This is a genomic window from Saccharicrinis aurantiacus, assembly GCF_947489045.1.
Classification (GTDB): domain Bacteria; phylum Bacteroidota; class Bacteroidia; order Bacteroidales; family Marinilabiliaceae; genus Saccharicrinis; species Saccharicrinis aurantiacus.
Genome location: NZ_CANLCN010000011.1, coordinates 161,093 through 180,679, shown reverse-complemented (window position 1 = coordinate 180,679; position 19,587 = coordinate 161,093). Strand labels below are relative to the sequence as shown.

Sequence of the window (19,587 nt, the reverse complement as noted above, 5' to 3'; positions counted from 1 at the left end):
TTAGAAAGTAATTGTAAACTTAAAATATATAGAATTATGCTTAAAGGAATATCACCACTTATTAGTCCTGAATTATTAGAAGTACTTGCCCGCATGGGACATGGCGACGAAATAATCTTAGCAGATGCTCATTTTCCTGCAGAGTCTTTTAACGGGAGAGTATTAAGAGCCGATGGCTTACGTATTCCTGATTTATTAGCAGCGATTCTACCTTTGTTTGAGTTAGACTCTTATGTTTCAGCTCCATTAACTATGATGGCTGCCGTTGAAGGTGATGAGTTAGATCCAACAGTAGAGGAGGCTTATTTAAAAAGCATTCATATCACAAACCCTAATGTTGCTCCTATTGAGCGTATCGGTCGCTTCGATTTTTATGATAAAGCGCGTGGTGCATTTGCTGTGTTAATGACAGGTGAAACTGCCAAGTATGGTAATATTTTACTTAAAAAAGGGGTAACACCTAGTATATAATCTTAATCAAACAAAAAATCTACAATATGAATAAAATTGCAGCAAGAGTTGTCGAAAAGAAATATATAGTTCCATTTATACTACTTACAAGTTTATTTTTTCTTTGGGGTATTGCAAATGACTTAACAAACCCTATGGTATCTGCATTCAAAAAGGTGATGCCTGAGCTTTCAAATATGGAAGCAGCTTTGGTTCAAATGGCGTTTTATGGTGGTTATGCAACTATGGCCATTCCTGCAGCTTTATTTATACGTAAATTTTCGTATAAATCAGGAATCTTATTAGGTTTAGCACTGTATGCAACAGGCGCCTTATTATTTATTCCGGCAGCAAAACTTGAAATTTTTGGTTTTTACTTGGCATCGCTTTATATATTAACATTCGGGTTGGCGTTTTTAGAAACGACTTCTAATCCATATGTGCTTTCAATGGGAGCTAAGGAAACGTCAACACGACGATTAAATTTGGCGCAAACATTTAACCCATTAGGTTCTCTTTTAGGAATGTTAGGAGCACAAATTTTAGTAATCAAAGCATTGAAATCAGCAGATTATACGCCGGAGGCCTACAATGCACTTTCTGCAGCGCAGCAAGCAGATATTAGAACAAACGATTTGGGAGTTATTAGTACTCCTTATATCATTCTAGGGGTGTTTGTTTTAGTAATGTTTGTTGTAATTGCACTTTATAAAATGCCGAAAAAAGCTGAAGACCATGATGCCTTAAAGATTGGTGCAACTTTTAAAAAGCTATTCAAAAATAGAAGGTACCGTGAAGGTGTTATCACACAAGCTTTTTATGTAGCAGCACAAATTATGTGTTGGACATTTATTTATCAGTATGTTGATAATGTAAACGCCTCAAGACCTGCCGATGCCCAATTAACGGCCACTTGGTTTAATATGGCGGCAATGATTGCCTTTTTGGTTGGACGTAGTGCAGGTACTTACTTACTTAAGTATATTAGTCCGGGTAAATTAATGTTGAATTTTGCGATCGCAGGAATGACATTTACATTAGGGGCAATATTTATTGAAGGTATTGTTGGGTTATATTCTTTAGTAGGTATTTCTATTGCAATGTCAATTATGTTCCCAACTATATACGGAATCGCCCTAAAAGATATGGGAGATGAAGCAAAGCTTGGTTCAGCTGGGCTTGTTATGGCAATTGTAGGTGGAGCATTAATGCCCCCAATTCAAGGTTCGATTTTAGATTTAGGAGGACCAGGTTTCTCTGATATTAAAATTTTAGGGGTTTCGGAAGTTAATTTCTCGTTCATCCTACCATTGTTATGTTTGATAATAGTAGCTATTTATAGCTATCGTGCCGAGAAGGTACATTTAAAATAAAGAAAAAAATGGAGCAGACATCTGCTCCAATAAAATATAGAGTTTAAAAAATTAATCATTAATTATCTAAATAGTAAAACAAATGTGTAATTCATGTAGAACTTCAAAAGGTGCTTTCTTACCAGGTAACAGCACAGTAGTAATGAAAGATATTGAAATCCCAGCTCCAGGTCACGGACAAGTGGTTTTAAAAACTAAATCTTCAACTATTTGCGGATCAGATATCCGTGCTATCTACAACGAGCATTTAGGTAAAGGTCCTGAGGCTTATCAAAACAAAGTAGCTGGTCACGAGCCATGTGGTCAAATTATTGAGTGTGGTCCAGGAATGAAAAGATTTAAAGAAGGTGATCGTGTTGTAGTATATCATATCTCAGGTTGTGGTGTATGTAACGATTGTCGTCGTGGTTATATGATTTCTTGTACCTCTGAGCACCGTGCTGCTTACGGATGGCAAAGAGATGGTGGTATGGCTGAGTACATTATCGCTGATGAGAAAGATTTAGTATTACTTCCTGATTCATTAACTTATACTGATGGTGCGCAAATTGCTTGTGGGTTCGGTACAGTTTACGAAGGATTAGAGAAAATTGGTATTTCAGGTAATGACCAAGTATTAGTAACAGGTTTAGGTCCTGTTGGTTTAGCAGCTTGTATGTTAGCTAAGGCTATGGGAGCACAAAAAATTGTAGCTACAGATATCAGCGAAGAGCGTTGTCAAATTGCTTTAGATAAAGGTTTAGCTGACGAAGTATTTGTATCAGGTCCTGATTCATTAGAAAAAGCAATGGCTGCTTCAGATGGTTATGGTTACGAGAGAACTGTTGACTGTTCAGGTCATACAACTGCACGTCAGTTATGTATCCGTGCTAACCGCAAGTGGGGTAAAATGGTATTAATTGGTGAAGGTGGTACTTTAGAAATCAACCCTTCTCCGGATATGATTCACGACCAAAAAACTGTTTTCGGATCATGGGTAACTTCAATCTGGAAAATGGAAGAGTTAGTTGAGCGTATCGAGCGTTGGGGAATTCACCCAGAAGACTTAGTAACACACCGTTTCACTTTAGACCAAGCTGATAAAGCTTACGAGCTAATGGCTTCAGGTAAGTGTGGTAAAGTTGCTGTTGTATTCGACGAAGAAGTTAAGTAAGACTTATTAGATAAAAGATAAGAGACTTTAGTAATCTAGATGTCTCTTATCTTATCTCTAAAAATCTATTAAGATGAGAGAAGTAAAAGTAGAGCAATTAACGCTTGAGGCATATAAACCATTTGGAACTTACGCGAATTTAATAAATCCAACTGATGAAAAGTTAGGAGCTGCACCAGTTGAGTTTTTTCGCGATCAGTTACAAATGGAAGTTAGTGGTAACAATTCATATAGTTACTCATGCTGCCGTGTTCAAAAGCGCGAAAATATCATCGATGTATTAGAGTATCATACAGGATGTGGCGAAGTAGTGCTACCTCTTGATCAAGATATCCTTTTACAAGTAGCACCAGCTACAGCAAGCGAAAACGATATTCCTCTTGATAAAATGCGTGTGTTTTATGTGCCAAAAGGAACAGCAATCACCATTAAAGCAGGAGTATGGCATTGGGGTCCATTCGCAACAGAAGACACTCCGGCTAATATTCTTATCAATCTTCCTGAAAGAACTTATGCAAACGACTGTGTTGTAAAAGAGCTTGCAGCAGAAGATTATATTAAAATTAATTTTTAAAAATTAGTATAAAGACATAAGACAAAAGTATTAAGACAAAAAGTAAGTCTTTATACTTTATACTTTATACTTTATACTTCAATCTTTTTATAAAATGTCAGATATTTCAAGTCAATATACAGCTGTTAATCCAGCTGATGTTCCTGCGAAAATTCTTCGTTCAGGAGATAAGCTTCCAACTGTAGGTTTGGGAACTTTCGGATCAGACCGTTTTACTCATGATGAGATTGCGGATGCCGTAAAAAATGCCATTCGTTTAGGATACCGTCACATTGATTGTGCTGCTGTATACGGAAACGAAAAGCAAATTGGTCAGGCTATCGCTGATGTAATTGCTGAAGGAGTTTGTACGCGTGAAGAGCTTTTCATTACTGGTAAAGTATGGAACGATCGTCACCGCGAAACAGAAAAAGCATGTCAGGAAACTTTAGATGATCTTCAATTAGATTATTTAGATCTTTACTTAATTCACTGGCCATTCCCTAACTACCATGCACCTGGTTGTGATGGCGATTCTCGTAATCCTGATTCTAAACCATTCTCTGTAGAGGAGTTTATGGATACTTGGAAGCAGTGTGAGTCTTTAGTTGAAGCTGGTAAAGTACGTAACATCGGTACTTCAAACATGACTATTGCTAAATTCGATGCTGTTTGGGACAAAATGACTATTTACCCAGCAGTAAACGAAATGGAAATGCACCCATGTTTCCAACAAACAGAGTTATTTAACTACTGTATGAAGAATCAAATTCAGCCTATCGGTTTTATGCCTATTGGTTCTCCAACACGTCCTGATCGTGATGTAGCTGAAGGTGATGCAGTAGACATTGAAACTCCAGAGATTCAAGCTATCGCTAAAGCTCGTGGTGTTCACCCAGCTGTTATTTGTATTAAGTGGGCTATTAAAAACGGACAGGTAACTATTCCTTTCTCTGTTCACCCAGTTGAGTACTTAAGTAACTTAACTTCATCATTCCAAGATCCATTGACTGACGAAGAATTTGCTTCAATCAAAAACTGTGAGTGTGGTTCTCGTTTAGTAAAAGGTCAAGTATTCCTTTGGGAAGGTGCTAAGCACTGGAAAGATCTTTGGGACGAGGATGGCGTAATTGCTCAATAGTAAAAAGATATTTTTTAGTTTGTAAACAAGTCATCCTAATTCGTTGGGGTGGCTTGTTTTAGTATTACATTAAATCCAATTCGCATGCAAGTAGATTTATTCGCCTTTTTAACTTTTGCTGTTATCACATCAACTTCACCCGGACCTAATAATATTTCGGCCATGGCTTTTAGTATGAGTATGGGATATAAGCGAACACTTCAGTACATATTGGGTATCGTTTTGGGTACATTTACGGTAATGTTTTTATGTGCATGGATGTCGTTTGCATTGAATGAATTTGTGCCTAGTATTACCAAATACTTAAAATATATAGGTGCCGCTTACATATTGTATCTAGCTTATAAAACCTATCGTGTAAACTATAACGCTGATGCGGATGATTCTGTAAAGCCACAGTTTAAAGATGGAATGTTGTTGCAATTGGTTAACCCAAAGGCAATTTTTTATGGGATGACGGTTTACTCAACCTTTTTTGCATCTTTAGTCGATCATAAATTATGGTTAACCATTTCTGTTTTAGGACTGGCAACATTCACATTTATTACTGTATCTGTTTGGGCCGGCTTTGGTACCGTTATTAAGCATTACATGACAAATGAACGTATCAAACGCGCTTTCTCTATAGTAATGGTGCTTGGTTTAATTTATGCTGCGTATAAAATTTTGATGGTGTAATTTTCTTGCCATACAGTTCTTCATATTTAGAACGCTATTCCAGCTATCCGCTATAGCCTTTATAATTATATCTAATTATTGCTAAACAGTGCGTGTGCTCCTCTGGTCGCATCCACCTGTCAAGCATTAATAAGCTCTAATTTCAAAGGGCTGCCACTTCTATCTGGGCGCAATACTTCAGCAATAAACACTATTCTTTAAAAGGGTATTTGTTAATAATAAATAACAATATTTTTTCATTTATTTAACTGTCAATTAGTTTAATTTACTTTTAAATGCTAGCTATTTAATTACATTTGCAGCAATAACTATTACAGTATTTCAAATGGAATTAAATTGGGGATCGTTGTTGATCCAGACAATCGGAGGGTTAGCCATTTTCCTATACGGAATGGGCATCATGACAGATGGTTTAAAGCTAGTAGCAGGAAATAGGCTAAGAACTTTTTTAGCTAAAATGACCTCGAATAAGTGGAAGGGAATGTTCGCCGGGGCAAGTATAACAGCCGTTATTCAATCATCATCAATTACCACAGTTTTAGTGGTGGGTTTTGTTTCTGCCGGACTCATATCTTTTCAAAATACCTTAGGAATTATTTTAGGTGCCAATATTGGAACAACCATAACAGCACAAATTATCGCTTTTAAAGTTACAAAGGCTACCTTTGTTTTAATAGCAGCTGGTTTTCTTATGAATGCAATGGCCACGCGTAAAGCATTAAAAGACGGTGGTTTAATTGTTTTAGGTCTTGGTTTCGTATTTTTAGGTATGACCTTAATGTCTGAAGGAACTAATCCCCTTAGGACTTATGAGCCATTTATTGCTTTAATGCAAGATTTAGGTAATCCGTTTTGGGGTATTTTAATAGGTACCATATTTACAGCTGCAGTACAAAGCTCCTCGGCCACCACGGGTATTGTTATTGTTATGGCATCCCAAGGTTTAATAGATATTGATGGCGGAATTGCCTTAATCTTAGGTGCTAATATTGGTACTTGTGTTACCGCAGTATTATCTGCCATAGGTAAACCAAAAGTAGCACAACAAGTTGCCTTATCTCATATTCTATTTAATGTAATTGGAGCTTTGTTATGGATTTGGTTTATTCCACATTTAGGATCCTTGGTTGAACAATTCTCGCCTGATGATGTGCCACGTCAGATTGCCAATGCACACACTATATTTAATATATCAAACGCTCTAATTTTTATTGGATTTACGAGTCAACTGGCCAGACTAGTGGAGTATCTAATCCCTCTTGAAGATAAGAAAAAGAAAAAAGTAGGTGATTTGGATACTTATTTCTTAAATGACAGTACCACAGCCTTCGAAATGGCGCATAAAGAATTACATAAATTAGGAGTATTGTTGATAAAAATGATTGATACTGCGCCTAGTATTGTATTAGCTGGAGATGTTAAAAACCTAAAGCAACTTCGTAAAAAGGGGCAAGCAATAATAAATGGGCACTCTCGAATATTAGGTTATTTAGGAGAGTTACAAAAGCTAAATTTAAATGATGATGAACTAGATGAATTACAGCATCAATTGAATGTAGCATATGCCATTGAAGGAGCTGCAAGTACTATCTCAAGTCAGTTGGTTGAAGCTACAGAGAATAGGCTTAAAAAAGGGTTTGAGATGAATGATGAAACCAGTAAGTTATTCCTTGATTTATACGGTAATTTATCATTAATAGCGAAGGTGAAGCTAGTTGATAAAACGTTAGAGGAAAAAGCGACTATACCAACCAAAGCAGCCTTTACTAAGCAAATGAAGCAAGCGCAAAAACATTTGGTTCGTCAATTGGTAAATGAAAGTAAAGATAGGGTAGCTATTTATCGATTTGAAACCGATTTAATTGAAACAGCGGATAGATTATATACTCTAATTAATAAGATGTAAGTAGGGTATTAATTTGGGATAAAATAGAAAGAGGATGTTCATTATTGAACATCCTCTTTTGTTTTTTTGTCCTATCCTAAATGGGATCATTACTTCTGATCAACATGCGCAATAATCTCTTTTATGTGCTCATCATTGAATGAAACTTCATCACAGAGCTTTTTTAGGAAGTCTGCTGATGTATGCATAAATTCATCATGATTTTTCATGATAAATAATCCTCCCATTTCAAGTACACCTATAGGTATATCCCAAGCATTATTCTCGTCGTAATATTCCGAAGGTTTGTATACAGCTCGGGGTACTAATGCAATACAGAATTGATCATCCTCCATCCAAAGATACAGGTTAATAAAAGGGTGTTTGTTGTTGGCGTAATTAACCCCAATATGTTTTTCTAGCTCGTATAATTGCTCGGTTAGCTTTTCTTCATTATTACTTTTCAGAACCACAGCTCCACGTCCATAATGCTCTAGTTCTCCTATTTCAATGCCCTTTTTATTACTTATGGTTTTATAAAAATCAGGATTCGAACAACTATCCTTTAAAGGTAACTCCACCTGTTCGTTTAAAACATGGCAAGTAAAATGGAAATTTTTTATAGTAGAATTCTTGCTACCTCCGTATGCAAGTGTATGTTTATTGTGGTCTGCCAGAAAATCAAGTAAAAAACGAACTCGACCGGTTAAAAATTCCTCAGCATGTTTCTTCGCAAATAAAAGTTGATGACCTTCAAATAGAGAATGTGTAGTATCATCTAAAACATAATGGGGGTGGTCAAGTGTACTATTTATTTTATTGTCGATATCCTTACAAAGTAAACAGTCCTTTCTTGCAAATTCTTGCTGATGATAGCCTTTGATTTGAGCTTCGTTGCTATAGTATTGTAGTATGAAATTAATACCAGATTCTGTTACAACATTTCGTGTTGTCACTTTATTATTATCCATTTTATTGTTGTTATAGGTATTTCAAAGTAAAAAAACAGATTGTATGTCTGAAAAGTTTAATTTTGACTAAATATAATAATAAAACAACAAGATGATAGTAATTGCAGACAGCGGATCGAGCAAAACGCATTGGAGCTTTTTAAATGATGCTTATGCTGATATTTTCACTAAGGGTATAAATCCTTATTATATAAATAGTAAGGAAATTTATGAGGTTCTAGAGGGTGCGTTTAAAAATAAATTTGATTCAATAACTGAAGTTTATTTTTTTTCGGCAGGCTGCAATACCCAAGTCCATAAAAAGACTGTTGAAGATGCTGTATTACAAATGTGGCCCAATGCTATTGTACATGTTGAGTCTGATATATTAGCCGCCTGCTATGCAACCAGCATGCAAAATAAAGGTATATCATGTATATTGGGTACGGGTGCAAATTCTTGTTATTTCGATGGAGTAACAGTGCAGCAAAATATACCTCCGTTGGGATTCATATTAGGCGATGAAGGGAGTGGGGCATATCTTGGTAAGCAATTGGTAAATGCGATCTATAAAGGTAAGTTATCCGATGAAATAAAGGCACGATTTGAAGCTGAGTACGATTGTGATATGGCAGATATTTTAAATAAGGTATATAAACAAAGTTTCCCTAATCGGTATTTGGCGTCCTTCGTTCCTTTTATTAAAAGTAACATTAGCATCCCTGAATTTCGACTAATTGTTGAGAAAGGTTTCCGTCAGTTCTTAAAAAACAATGTGCTTCAATATCCCGAGGCAGCTTCATTACCCATTCATTTTGTAGGAAGTGTTGCTTATTACTTTAAAGATATTTTGGAAGCTCAAATAGAAAAAAAAGGCTTAATAATGGGTAAGGTACTTCGCTCTCCAATGGAAGGATTAAAGCTTTATTACAACTCAAAATAGCTGTATAAAAAACGCCTCAGTAATTAAACTGAAGCGTTTTAATAAATATATCTTTCTTATTAGGCAATTTCCTTTTCTAACTCAGGATACTTACTTAATAATTCATCTAATTCGGCAATAATAGCAGTATTGTTAGCCGCAAATAATTCTTTATAATAAGCTACTCCATCAAAAACGTTCTTTTTAAAAGCAATAAGTTGCTTTTTCTCTTTCGCGTTTTCAAGGTCTACCTCTTCAAGGCGCTCTTTATAAATATCAAGATACATATGCATCTCTTTAAGGAACATGTGCGGACGCGGACGATCATCTAACTGATTGGCTCTACCATAAATGTGATCCACCATTTCTTCCAAGCTCATTTCTTTAGAGAAATACGCCAAGTTAGGACCAGGGCAAACAGTAACTTTATCAGTAGCACTTCCCATGATGCCCTTAGATTCTAATAAGGAAACACCTAAACCAACACACAAACATTCTTTTTCAATAATTTTGGCGTATTGTTTATTATAAGCTGCTTCAGTAAGATCTAAAGATTTTATTTCTTCAAGCTTTTGCTTTTGGTATTGTTTTGATGCAGTACAGATTGGTTTATCAGTATACTCAGTGTTATACTGTAAGAATTTTTTAGTACAAGCTGCACCATGTTTCCCTGCCTCAGCATTTGCCAAACGAAGTTCGCTCATTGAAGCGCCGTAAACACTATTAAAAGGTACACCAAGAGGAGATAATCCACTAAAGTATAAATCCTTTTCTTTAGCATCAGCTAAAAGCTTTAAAGTAGTGTTATCAATACTAACCGCTTCAGGTACTAGCATAAATGGAGTTCCCCAACCAACACTATCCATGTTGTAGTGATCCATTAAAAAGTTGTGTTCTTCAGTTGTTCCAACACCACCTTGAGCAGTAATTAAAATTTCAGGCTCACTAGCCGGCTTATTTAATTCTTTTTTCTCAATAGCTGCTTCGTAAGCTGCTTTACAAGTATCAACTAAACGATCTTTGCTTTGTCTGAACTCCTCTAAGATAGGACCGAATAAAACACCGTTAGTAGGGAAGGCGTGTCCTCCACAATTAACGCCGCTTTCAATTCTGTATTCAGAAACCCAAAGACCTTTTGCAGCTAACATTTTACCTTGCACAAGTGCCGAACGAAAATCACTTACTTTAAGAATAATATTCTTTTTGATGATTCCATTTTCATCAGGATAAAAATCCTTGAAATTCTCAAGGTAACTATACAAACGCGGGCTCATACCTGCAGATAGTACCAATGAAGAATTTAGTTTGCTATTTGCAAAGCCTCTTAAAGCCGCATGCGCATCGTTAAACTCAATTGGTAGTTGCTCACCATCCTTATAGTTTACCTTATCTAATTTAGTCATGATGTTAACATCAATGCTTCCCACAGGTAAATGATCTTGAACCCAATTGATTAGTTCGTCTTTTAGCTGCTTGCTTTTTTGACTAAGATTAAATTTTTCTTTCAACGATGATACATCAGGTAAAAGTCTGAAATACTTTTCAAGTTCGCTTCCTTTTTCAAGAGTCGATTTTTTAAGTTCAGCAACTTTTTGGCTAACAACATCGTCAATCATATTAAGATATGATGTAACTCTTTCAGCTCTATAATCTTCAACTTTATCAGAAACAGCCTTAAATGGCATGTTGAATTTTTTGCAATAAACCTCTCTAACTTGTTCCATTAGTTTATCATCAACTAATGATATAACGGATGATATTCCGTAAGGAGCAACTTTAACAGGAGTATCTAGAGTATACCCCAAACCTAATACGGGTATGTGAAATGAATGTCTCTTTAAAATATCCATCTATTCTATTTTTTATTTTTGAGTTACCGAAGATACGTTAAAAAAGTAACAGTATACCTCGATATATTTAAATGTTCGTATTCGTTAAAATTATTTGGTTTATTGACCGAGCGAAGTTTTGATATTTTGCTCAATCTCAGCCACTAGTTCTTCAACATCTCTTCCTTTCGGATCAATAGCATCAAGTGCTGTATAGGTAATCTTTTCGCCACAGCTTAGCGGAAACATTCCATTTTTAATCACCTTGCTATGTCCATCTATGGCAAACGGAATAATAATGGCATCAGGCGCTGCTCTTAAAAGCGTATTAATACCAGGAACTTTAAACTTCTTTACTTTTCCATTTTTACTTCTTGTTCCTTCCGGGAATATGCAGGCAGCTTCGTTTGTTGATTGAATGAGCTTACCTAATTTGAAAATTTCTTTTATGGCTTGTGCAGGGTTCTTTCTGTCAATTAAGGCAGATTTACCTTTAGTTAAATTATAAGATATACTTGGTAAGCCTTTGCCAAGCTCTATTTTTGAAATAAACTTAGGTGTGTACTTTTTGAATCCTAAAATAATGGCAGGGATATCATACAAGCTTTGGTGATTGGATACAATTATAACAGGTCTGCCTTCTGGTAAATTTTCAAAGCCTTTAAATGTAATTGAGCTTCCCATAATACGCAAGCTGTATACCAAGAACCAATTAAGAACGTTTACTACCTTTTGACGCGCATTTTCGCCAAATATGTTTAACGAAATAACCTGTAATGCGTGAAAAATAACTAATAATAAGCCAAAGGCTAGATGACATAATGGGGTTAATAGATAATTTAGTAATGTTTTCATTGTTGGATATGCTTATTTATTTCGGTGGCAAAGAAAGATAAAATACCGCAAAAATCCTTGAGAGGGAAGGGATATATATAGGTATAAAATAAAAAAAGCACCTAGATAATCTATCTAGATGCTTTCTGTTAATCGTTTGTATTATAATGAATTATTGTTCACTTAAAAAGCGCTCAGCATCCATCGCAGCTTTACATCCTGAACCTGCAGCTGTAATTGCCTGACGGTATTGATTATCCATTACATCGCCACAAGCAAAAACACCCTCTACATTAGTTTTAGAAGTGTTAGCTTCGGTTTGAATATAACCTACATCATCAGTGTTAAGGTAATCTTTAAAGATATCAGAGTTTGGAGAATGACCAATAGCTAAGAAAAATCCATCCATCTCAACTTTTACTTCCTCTTCATCTTCTTCACCTTTGTTTTTCACAAGAGTAGCACCTTCAACCACTCCATTACCGAATAAACCTAAAGTTTGATGTTTCCATAGGATTTCAATATTTGGCGTATCAATAACGCGTTGCTGCATGACCTTAGAAGCACGTAACTCGTCTCTTCTAACAATTAAATATACTTTTTCAGCTAAACCAGCCAAGTACATTGCTTCTTCAGCGGCAGTATCACCACCTCCTACAACACCAACAGTTTTGCCTCTATAGAAGAAACCATCACATGTTGCACAGGCAGAAACTCCTGAACCAGCATATTTTTGTTCATCTTCTAACCCAAGGTATTTGGCTGTAGCACCTGTAGCAATAATTACCGATTCAGCCTCAATTACTTTGTTCGCATCAACAGTAACTTTAAATGGACGCTGAGAAAAATCGGCTCCGCTGGCATATCCAAAACGAATATCTGTACCAAAACGAGCAGCTTGTTCTTTTAAGTCTGTCATCATCTCAGGTCCTGTAATTCCTTTAGGGTATCCTGGGAAGTTCTCAACTTCTGTTGTAGTTGTTAATTGTCCACCAGGTTGCATGCCTTCGTACATCACGGGGCTTAAGTTAGCTCTGGCTGCATATATTGCAGCTGTATATCCTGCAGGACCCGATCCAATAATCAGTACTTTTACTTTTTCAGTTTCCATATCTTCTTTTATATTGTCACCTGGGGTTTCCAAGTTTTCTATTTTACCAAATAATGCCATAATTTTAAGCTTACATCTATTTATTTAGACTGTTTTGAGTCAAAAATTATACCTTTTGCTTAAGAGTACAAAAAAAGCAAATTTTGTCATAATAACAACTGACAAATTATCCTGTTCATCTACTTTGTTATAATATTTTTGTCTTAATGATTATTCGTTTAATATTATTCTCATTTTTGAGACAGATAGTCCGGCAACAGCACCGATTCCACCATCTACATTAGAATAAATATTGCTTGGTTCGTAAAATATATTATTCCGATTAGCTTCTTCAGCAATGCTAGATCTGAGATACGAATAGTATTCTTTACTAATCGAATATAAATGAAACTCTAACTCAGTATTAATAGATCCATCTTCATTTGTTAATTCACTTTTAGGAATTGACAATTTTAGCTCATAATCCATACCATCGATTAGTGCATCGTTAAAGCTTCCTTGATAATCGATACCTGCTAGCAAATCACTCTCGTTTTCTAGGTATATAAATACAGGATCGTCTTTAATGTAGTTTATAGTATAGGCGCTTGGAGAAGGAATATTGTTTTTAAATGCATCAACCCTAAGTTGGTAATAATTTTGTTCGTATTTAGGGTCAGAAAAATGACAGATGAATTTATAGTTAAGCTCATAAATGTCATCTTGTAATACTGTTTTAGAATTACCCTGTTCCAACTTAACTATTGGTGTAGCCTTTGGAATGGTTGTGTTTGAGCTTAGGCTATCTCCATCATTAGTTACTACTATTAGTTTGTAATTATTAAAAGCTTCACCCTTAATAGATGGGATAGTGAACCATTCTCTATTTTGCGGGTACGGACTAGTAAAAATGAGTGTGTCGTTTATATAGGCATCTAGTTGTGCGTTATTTAAATAGCTAAAAGAATTATTGTCGAGTATATCAGTTGTAAGACTAAGATGAACTTTTAATATACTATCCGGCATTGGAAATGAAAACAGAACAGGTTTAGCAGGTTGGTTATTTACCTGATAATCTAAACTTTTTTCGCAGGCACTAGATATCAGCACGAGAAGAATGAGCTTTAACCAATATATTATATACTTACTATTACACATGGTTTAAAATTTTATGGTGTATCTAATGTAAGGTAGAGGAAATGGAAAAATACTCAGTTGGTTTAGTTGGCGATCGACCAAATTACCCTCAGAATCATAATTAGAATCGAAATATAATGAGAAGGCATTTTGTCTACCATAAGCATTGTATAAACCCATACTCCAAGTTTGTTGTCCCCATCGAATTTCTTTGGTCATGTTAATACCAATGTCGAGGCGGTGGTAAACAGGCATTCTGTAGCCATGTATCTCGTCGATGTGTTCAGAGTAATCACCATTTTCAAGCGTTCCATTACTAGGTAATTGTGGTTTGTAATATTTTTGAGAAGGAAGTGTAACTGCGTTCCCCGAACTAAAGGCCCATGTTGCTGAAATACTCATGCGAGGATTTATTTTATAGTTACTGTAAATACCAACATCATGCCTTCTATCATTTAGCGTGGGGAAGTATTCACCTTTATTTAGTTCGCTAAATCTATTCATGGATTTAGACCAAGTATATCCGAACCAACCGGTTAGTTTATCGGTCTTTTTATGTACTAGAAACTCTATTCCGTGGGCATACCCATCACCAAAAATTGCACCTTCTTCAATAGATGAATAGCTATTTTCGGGGTTAATCATTAAAAGTTGCTGATTATCTTTATAATAAGCTTCTACGGTTAAGTCGAAACCATTTTGAATTTGCCAAGTTGAACTTAATGTATATTGATTAGAGTGCTGCGGTTTAATTTTATCTGTTACTGGGATCCAAATATCAGTTGGTAATGCAAGAGAGCCTGATGTAACCAAATGCATAAATTGCGTCATCCTTGAGAAAGAGGTTTTAAAAGCTAATTTGGGGGTGAGCAAGTAACGAGCAGAGAACCTTGGTTGTAATGAATGATAAGCTTGACTAGATGTGAAATAACTAGCAGAATGCAAGCCTACATTCATTTTTAGTTTTGGGGTTAAATGAAAATCATCTTCAACATATAAATAGAATTCATTACCATAAATATTATCGCCACCAATGGTTGAATCAATCACTGTTTCAATATTCTGTACCCGTTTAACAATGTCAATTCCAGGTTTAAAAGTGTGATAAGTATAGTTGCCACCAAATTTAATATGATGGTTGTTATTTAAGAAGTAATCAAAATCTACTTTGCTCAACAAATCGGTAATTCCGCTATTATACTTTTGCTCATAATAATTCCAAGTATTGGTTTCTATTTCATTTTGCTCAAATCCTATAAAGTAGCTGTATTGACTATAGGCAACTGTGATATTTGAGAATAATTTATTGTTGTATAGTTTGTTCCATCTTAAAGCAGCCATTTGATTAATCCAGCCTGAATTACTTTCATCATTAATATTTAAGGTTTCAGTACCTTCAGGAGGTTGATTTGGATTACGAACAGTGTTGTAATTGTATTTGGTAAAGAATTTATCTTTTCCGGCATAGAAACTTGCATAAACTTTATTTTTTGGTGAAAATTCATGACTCAACTTTAGGTTTGTATCATAAAAAAAGAAGGAGGATTTAGCTTCTGAGCCACTTTGGAATAAGGATGAGAATAAATCAAAGTAAGACCTTCGTGCAGAGAAATTAAAGGTTGTTTTTTCTGATTTAATAGGGCCATCTAAAGCTATTTTTGATGAGATAGCACCTATGCTAGCTGTACCCTTAATCTTTTCTTTATTGCCATCTTTCATTCGAATATCTAGTACCGATGATAACCGGCCTCCGTACCTAGCCGGAAAACCCGCTTTTGTAATATTAACACTGTTAATGGCATCTGCATTAAAAATAGAGAAGAAACCTAATAGGTGAGATATATTATAAATGGGTACATCATCAAGAAGAAATAGATTTTGATCAGATCCACCACCTCTAACATAGAAACCATTTAAACCTTCGCTACCACTATTAATTCCGGGTAATAGTTGTAAGGATTTGATAACATCTACTTCGCCCATGAATAAAGGCATCTCGGTTATTTGCTCAATTGGTACAGTTATAGTGCTGCTTCTTGTGGTGTTTATTTCTTCAGCACTCATGTTCTGAATAACCTTCACTTCTTCGAGGTTGTAGTTTAGTTCTAAGAAAAAGTTTATTGTAGTATCTTTATAGGCATTGATATGAATGTTTTCGGTTCTAAACCCAATAAATGATGAGAGAATTGAAGTTTCCCCTTTAGGAATTTCAAAGCTATAATATCCAAAAGAATTACTGCTTGTACCTAAAGTTTTATTATTGTGATATACCGAGGCTCCTATTAGAGCTTCTTTGCTTTTTCTGCTTTTTACAAATCCACTTACCCTAATATTATTACTTACTTCAGGGGGTGGTTTAGGTAGTAGAATAATTTTTCGAGATCTTATTTTATACTCTACTGGGCATTCAGAAAATATTTCCGATAAAAAATGGTCGATTGTATTGGTGCTTTCTGAGAGTAGTATATTTTCATTTAAGCATATTTTATTACTGTAGCTGAAAAGAATTTCTGCTTGTAGTTCAATCTCTTGAAGTAATTCTTTTGCAGATCCTTCTGTTTTTGTTAATGTGATTTGCCGATTAAGTACATCTTGGGCATTGGTGTTTATGGATAAACACAATAGGATGATAAACAGAAGGGTAGATGTAATCGGTTTTATGTGCATTAAAGTATTGACAAATAAAAGCGCTATAAGAAAGCGAATTTAATCAGAGATTGTCAAAACTTTACCATTGAAAGTGAATTTTTTTCCGAAATGAATGTGTAATTCTTCAATAACTTCCTTAAGAGTTTGTTGATTAAACGAAGTAGTTATTTTAATATCCGACTTCTTTGCATTAAATTTTATCGATTTAATTTCAGGATAAGCCTTTTGCAATGATTTGCATATTTCACTTAATGTTGCCTCTTCAAATATAAGTTTCTGGGTAAGCCAATATATGTCGTTTGTTGTATTGTTGTCTGCCTCGGTTAATTTACCATTATTATAAATGGCACTTTCGCCTTTAATAAGAATAAGGCTATTGTTATCAGGATCAGATACTTTTACCTTTCCTTTTGTTACCGATACTGTTGCAATATTACGTTTGTCGTTCACATTAAACTCTGTTCCTAATACTGAAACCAAAATATTATCGGTTTTTACAGTGAAAGGCTTTTGTTTATTATGGCTTACCTTAAAATAAGCTTCTCCATTGAGTTTAATCTCACGAGAATCTGTTTGATTAAATTTTTTAAGGTATATAATTTTACTATTTCTATTTAGAATAATTGTGCTCGAATCGGGCAGTGTTATTTCTTTTTTATTTTGATCTGTACTTGCAGTATCCCATCTTCCAAAACCGGGGGTAGTCCAATATAGACCAACTCCTGTTAAAATAATAGCAGGTAGTAAAACGGCTGCAACTTTTGAAAAGAATCGGTAGGGGCGATTAATTTTAGGAGTTTTTTTATTAGTAAGTTTGGCTTTAACCTTGCACCAGTCCTCAGAAGCATTAATCTGCTGAAACAGCTTTAAACCGCAAGATCTTTCCCATGTATCCACATATAGCTTAAATTCCTGTTCATTCTCAGAATTCTCATTCTTCCAATGGTTAAGGATCTCAAGCTCTTTATCAGATATACTCTTTGAGAGATAAGCTGCAATTAAATGCTCTATATTTTGTTCTGGTTTATTCAATGTGTACCCCTTATAATATTGTAACTTTTAATGAAAATGCATCATGCTAAAAAATTCTTCAGCTTCTGAATTTTCAAGGCTATCGTTTACTTCTGCAGTATTTTCTGATATTATCTCACCGTCTTCCTTATTGATAACTAATTCTGCAAATAATTGTAATAAAAACTCCATAAGATTTGATTTTTGTTTCTGTTAGACAATCCTAAAATATATAACACGTATAGAAATTGCAAAAAAATGCAATTACTTCAATTAAAGGTTGAGCAATTAGCTCATAATTTAAATAAAAACATGTAACACAAGCATTAGTATTTTAAGGTATGGAAGTAATTTTACCTTTAATTTTTTTAATGCATTGCTAATTTGTGTTTCAACTGTTCTTTTTGAAATAGATAACTCATCCGCAATTTCTTGGTTAGATTTACCCTGAAATCGGCTCATCTCAAAAATACGTTGGCATTGTTTAGGTAAGGTTTGAATTATTTTATTTAATTGATTTTCGAGCTCGGTTTCTTCCAATAAATCATTAAAAATTTCTTCTTGCGCTTTTTTTTCAACGAATATTGAAGAGTGGTGTGTTCTAATTATTTTTTCTCTTTTGAGGTGGTTTAAGCATTTGTTTTTTACCGATTGATACAAATGCGCTTTTAAAGAAGTATGAATGTTAAGTTCGTTATGCTTTTCGAAGAAATGAACAAGAACATCTTGTACAATGTCTTTGGCTAAATCTAAATCGCCAACAAGTTTGCATGCGAAAACTGATAATGGTTGATAATAAACCATAAATACGTGTTCAAATGCATCGGAAGACCCAGAGTGGATTTTATCAATTAATAACTTATCATCCATGTGATGCAAAACTATTAAAAAATGCTGTACGCTATTGTAAAAAGTAGTTAAACGTGATAATTGTTATATGAGTGGTTATTTTTTCTACATGAAATAACAGAACTTTATTTATAATCTGCTTATTGTTTATGTAAAGAGGGCAACTCCTTTTCTTAGTAGAACAAACTTTTTGTATACAGATTTAAAATTAAGATAAAATGCGATATTTTGTGTTGGCATAATTGTTGATATTTGAGCTGAAAAATACTATTTAAAATGAAGACTTTAAAGATTAGCCTCCTATTTTTATGTATATCCCTCTTAACGCAACAGGTTAGAGCATGGGGTAGCACAGGGCACAGAGCTATAGCAGAAGTTGCATATCAACAACTTAGTGAAAAAACGAAAGCTGAAATTGCAGCATTATTGGGAAACGATTATATTCCTATTGTGGCTAATTGGGCTGATGAAATACGTTCTGAAAAAGATAATAAACTGGGTAAACTTCCGCATTATGTAAATATGCCTTTGGATAAAGATTATCAGTCTTCGGAGAAAAATAGTAGTGGAGATATTGTTACTATTATTGAGGATATGAAGCAAACATTGCAAAGCGATAACTCTTCTGTTGAGGATAAAATAATTGCTCTTAAGATGCTTGTTCATTTAGTTGGCGATGCACACCAGCCGATGCACGTTGGTTTATCTGAAGATTTAGGAGGTAATAAAGTAGAAGTAAATTGGTTTGGTAAAATGACTAACCTTCATAAACTTTGGGACGAAGAAATAATTGATTATTCTCGCCTTAGTTATACCGAACTAGCCACTTTTGCATGTCAATCTAATATAGAATCAAAATCTGATTTAAAGCTTTTAAATACGGTTGATTGGGTTAATGAAACACATGAGATAACACGCCAAATATACAACTATCCTGGTGACAAAAATTATAGCTATGCCTATGTTCATAGTTTTAACCCTGTTGTGTTAGAACAAATACAAAAGGCAGGATATAGATTAGGTATTTTATTAAATAGCTTACTAGAGTAAATCGCTTGTGATTAATATATCCATTATAGTAAT

General features: G+C 34.7%; 18 protein-coding genes. 9 read left to right on the top strand and 9 right to left on the bottom strand.

Going from position 1 to position 19,587, the window contains the following annotated elements; translation table 11 throughout:
* Window positions 1–36: 36 nt before the first annotated feature.
* From fucU to QMO11_RS13985, 7 genes are all read left to right on the top strand, one after another.
* The gene (gene fucU / locus QMO11_RS14015; protein WP_282037858.1) at window positions 37–471 is read left to right on the top strand and encodes an L-fucose mutarotase; all 435 of its coding nucleotides are present in this window, start codon (window positions 37–39) and stop codon (window positions 469–471) included.
* Window positions 472–497: 26 nt separating this feature from the next.
* On the top strand, window positions 498–1,823 hold the full coding sequence (gene fucP / locus QMO11_RS14010; protein WP_282037857.1) for an L-fucose:H+ symporter permease: 1,326 nt from the start codon (window positions 498–500) through the stop codon (window positions 1,821–1,823).
* An 82-nt stretch (window positions 1,824–1,905) separates the two neighbouring features.
* On the top strand, window positions 1,906–2,976 hold the full coding sequence (locus tag QMO11_RS14005; protein WP_282037856.1) for a zinc-dependent alcohol dehydrogenase family protein: 1,071 nt from the start codon (window positions 1,906–1,908) through the stop codon (window positions 2,974–2,976).
* Window positions 2,977–3,049: 73 nt separating this feature from the next.
* Window positions 3,050–3,550 carry an ureidoglycolate lyase gene (locus QMO11_RS14000; protein WP_282037855.1) on the top strand — a complete coding sequence of 167 codons (501 nt, stop codon included), beginning with the start codon at window positions 3,050–3,052 and terminating at the stop codon, window positions 3,548–3,550.
* A 94-nt stretch (window positions 3,551–3,644) separates the two neighbouring features.
* On the top strand, window positions 3,645–4,670 hold the full coding sequence (locus QMO11_RS13995) for an aldo/keto reductase family protein (RefSeq protein ID WP_282037854.1): 1,026 nt from the start codon (window positions 3,645–3,647) through the stop codon (window positions 4,668–4,670).
* An 84-nt stretch (window positions 4,671–4,754) separates the two neighbouring features.
* A complete protein-coding gene (locus QMO11_RS13990; RefSeq protein ID WP_282037853.1) occupies window positions 4,755–5,348 on the top strand; it encodes a LysE family translocator in 594 nt (197 codons plus the stop codon).
* Between the two features lie 325 nt (window positions 5,349–5,673).
* Entirely contained in the window at window positions 5,674–7,254 is a 1,581-nt protein-coding gene (locus QMO11_RS13985; protein WP_282037852.1) for a Na/Pi cotransporter family protein, read from the top strand.
* Window positions 7,255–7,343: 89 nt separating this feature from the next.
* On the opposite strand, the gene QMO11_RS13980 is transcribed toward QMO11_RS13985, so the two are convergent.
* Complete coding sequence (locus QMO11_RS13980) at window positions 7,344–8,204, bottom strand: hypothetical protein (protein WP_282037851.1); 861 nt, start codon at window positions 8,202–8,204, stop codon at window positions 7,344–7,346.
* Window positions 8,205–8,295: 91 nt separating this feature from the next.
* Here QMO11_RS13980 and QMO11_RS13975 point away from each other — a divergent pair, with 91 nt between their 5' ends.
* Window positions 8,296–9,126 (top strand): ATPase, encoded by an 831-nt coding sequence (locus QMO11_RS13975; protein WP_282037850.1) that lies wholly within the window; start codon window positions 8,296–8,298, stop codon window positions 9,124–9,126.
* Between the two features lie 59 nt (window positions 9,127–9,185).
* Here the strand turns inward: QMO11_RS13975 and QMO11_RS13970 are convergent, their stop codons facing one another.
* The 8 genes from QMO11_RS13970 to QMO11_RS13935 form a co-directional block, all read right to left on the bottom strand.
* Window positions 9,186–10,955, bottom strand: a complete 1,770-nt coding sequence (locus QMO11_RS13970) for a hypothetical protein (protein WP_282037849.1) — start codon at window positions 10,953–10,955, stop codon at window positions 9,186–9,188.
* 99 nt (window positions 10,956–11,054) lie between these two features.
* Window positions 11,055–11,789 carry a lysophospholipid acyltransferase family protein gene (locus QMO11_RS13965; RefSeq protein ID WP_282037848.1) on the bottom strand — a complete coding sequence of 245 codons (735 nt, stop codon included), beginning with the start codon at window positions 11,787–11,789 and terminating at the stop codon, window positions 11,055–11,057.
* Window positions 11,790–11,940: 151 nt separating this feature from the next.
* The gene (gene trxB / locus QMO11_RS13960) at window positions 11,941–12,939 is read right to left on the bottom strand and encodes a thioredoxin-disulfide reductase (protein ID WP_282037847.1); all 999 of its coding nucleotides are present in this window, start codon (window positions 12,937–12,939) and stop codon (window positions 11,941–11,943) included.
* Between the two features lie 150 nt (window positions 12,940–13,089).
* Entirely contained in the window at window positions 13,090–14,016 is a 927-nt protein-coding gene (locus QMO11_RS13955) for a DUF4249 domain-containing protein (protein ID WP_282037846.1), read from the bottom strand.
* A 3-nt stretch (window positions 14,017–14,019) separates the two neighbouring features.
* Window positions 14,020–16,662 carry a TonB-dependent receptor gene (locus QMO11_RS13950; protein ID WP_282037845.1) on the bottom strand — a complete coding sequence of 881 codons (2,643 nt, stop codon included), beginning with the start codon at window positions 16,660–16,662 and terminating at the stop codon, window positions 14,020–14,022.
* Between the two features lie 39 nt (window positions 16,663–16,701).
* The gene (locus QMO11_RS13945) at window positions 16,702–17,676 is read right to left on the bottom strand and encodes a FecR family protein (protein ID WP_282037844.1); all 975 of its coding nucleotides are present in this window, start codon (window positions 17,674–17,676) and stop codon (window positions 16,702–16,704) included.
* 27 nt (window positions 17,677–17,703) lie between these two features.
* Window positions 17,704–17,847 (bottom strand): hypothetical protein, encoded by a 144-nt coding sequence (locus tag QMO11_RS13940; RefSeq protein WP_282037843.1) that lies wholly within the window; start codon window positions 17,845–17,847, stop codon window positions 17,704–17,706.
* A gap of 108 nt (window positions 17,848–17,955) precedes the next feature.
* Window positions 17,956–18,525, bottom strand: coding sequence for an RNA polymerase sigma-70 factor (locus QMO11_RS13935; protein WP_282037842.1), 570 nt, complete (start codon window positions 18,523–18,525; stop codon window positions 17,956–17,958).
* Window positions 18,526–18,780: 255 nt separating this feature from the next.
* Between QMO11_RS13935 and QMO11_RS13930 the strand changes: the two genes are divergently transcribed.
* Window positions 18,781–19,554, top strand: a complete 774-nt coding sequence (locus tag QMO11_RS13930; protein ID WP_282037841.1) for a S1/P1 nuclease — start codon at window positions 18,781–18,783, stop codon at window positions 19,552–19,554.
* Window positions 19,555–19,587: the final 33 nt, after the last annotated feature.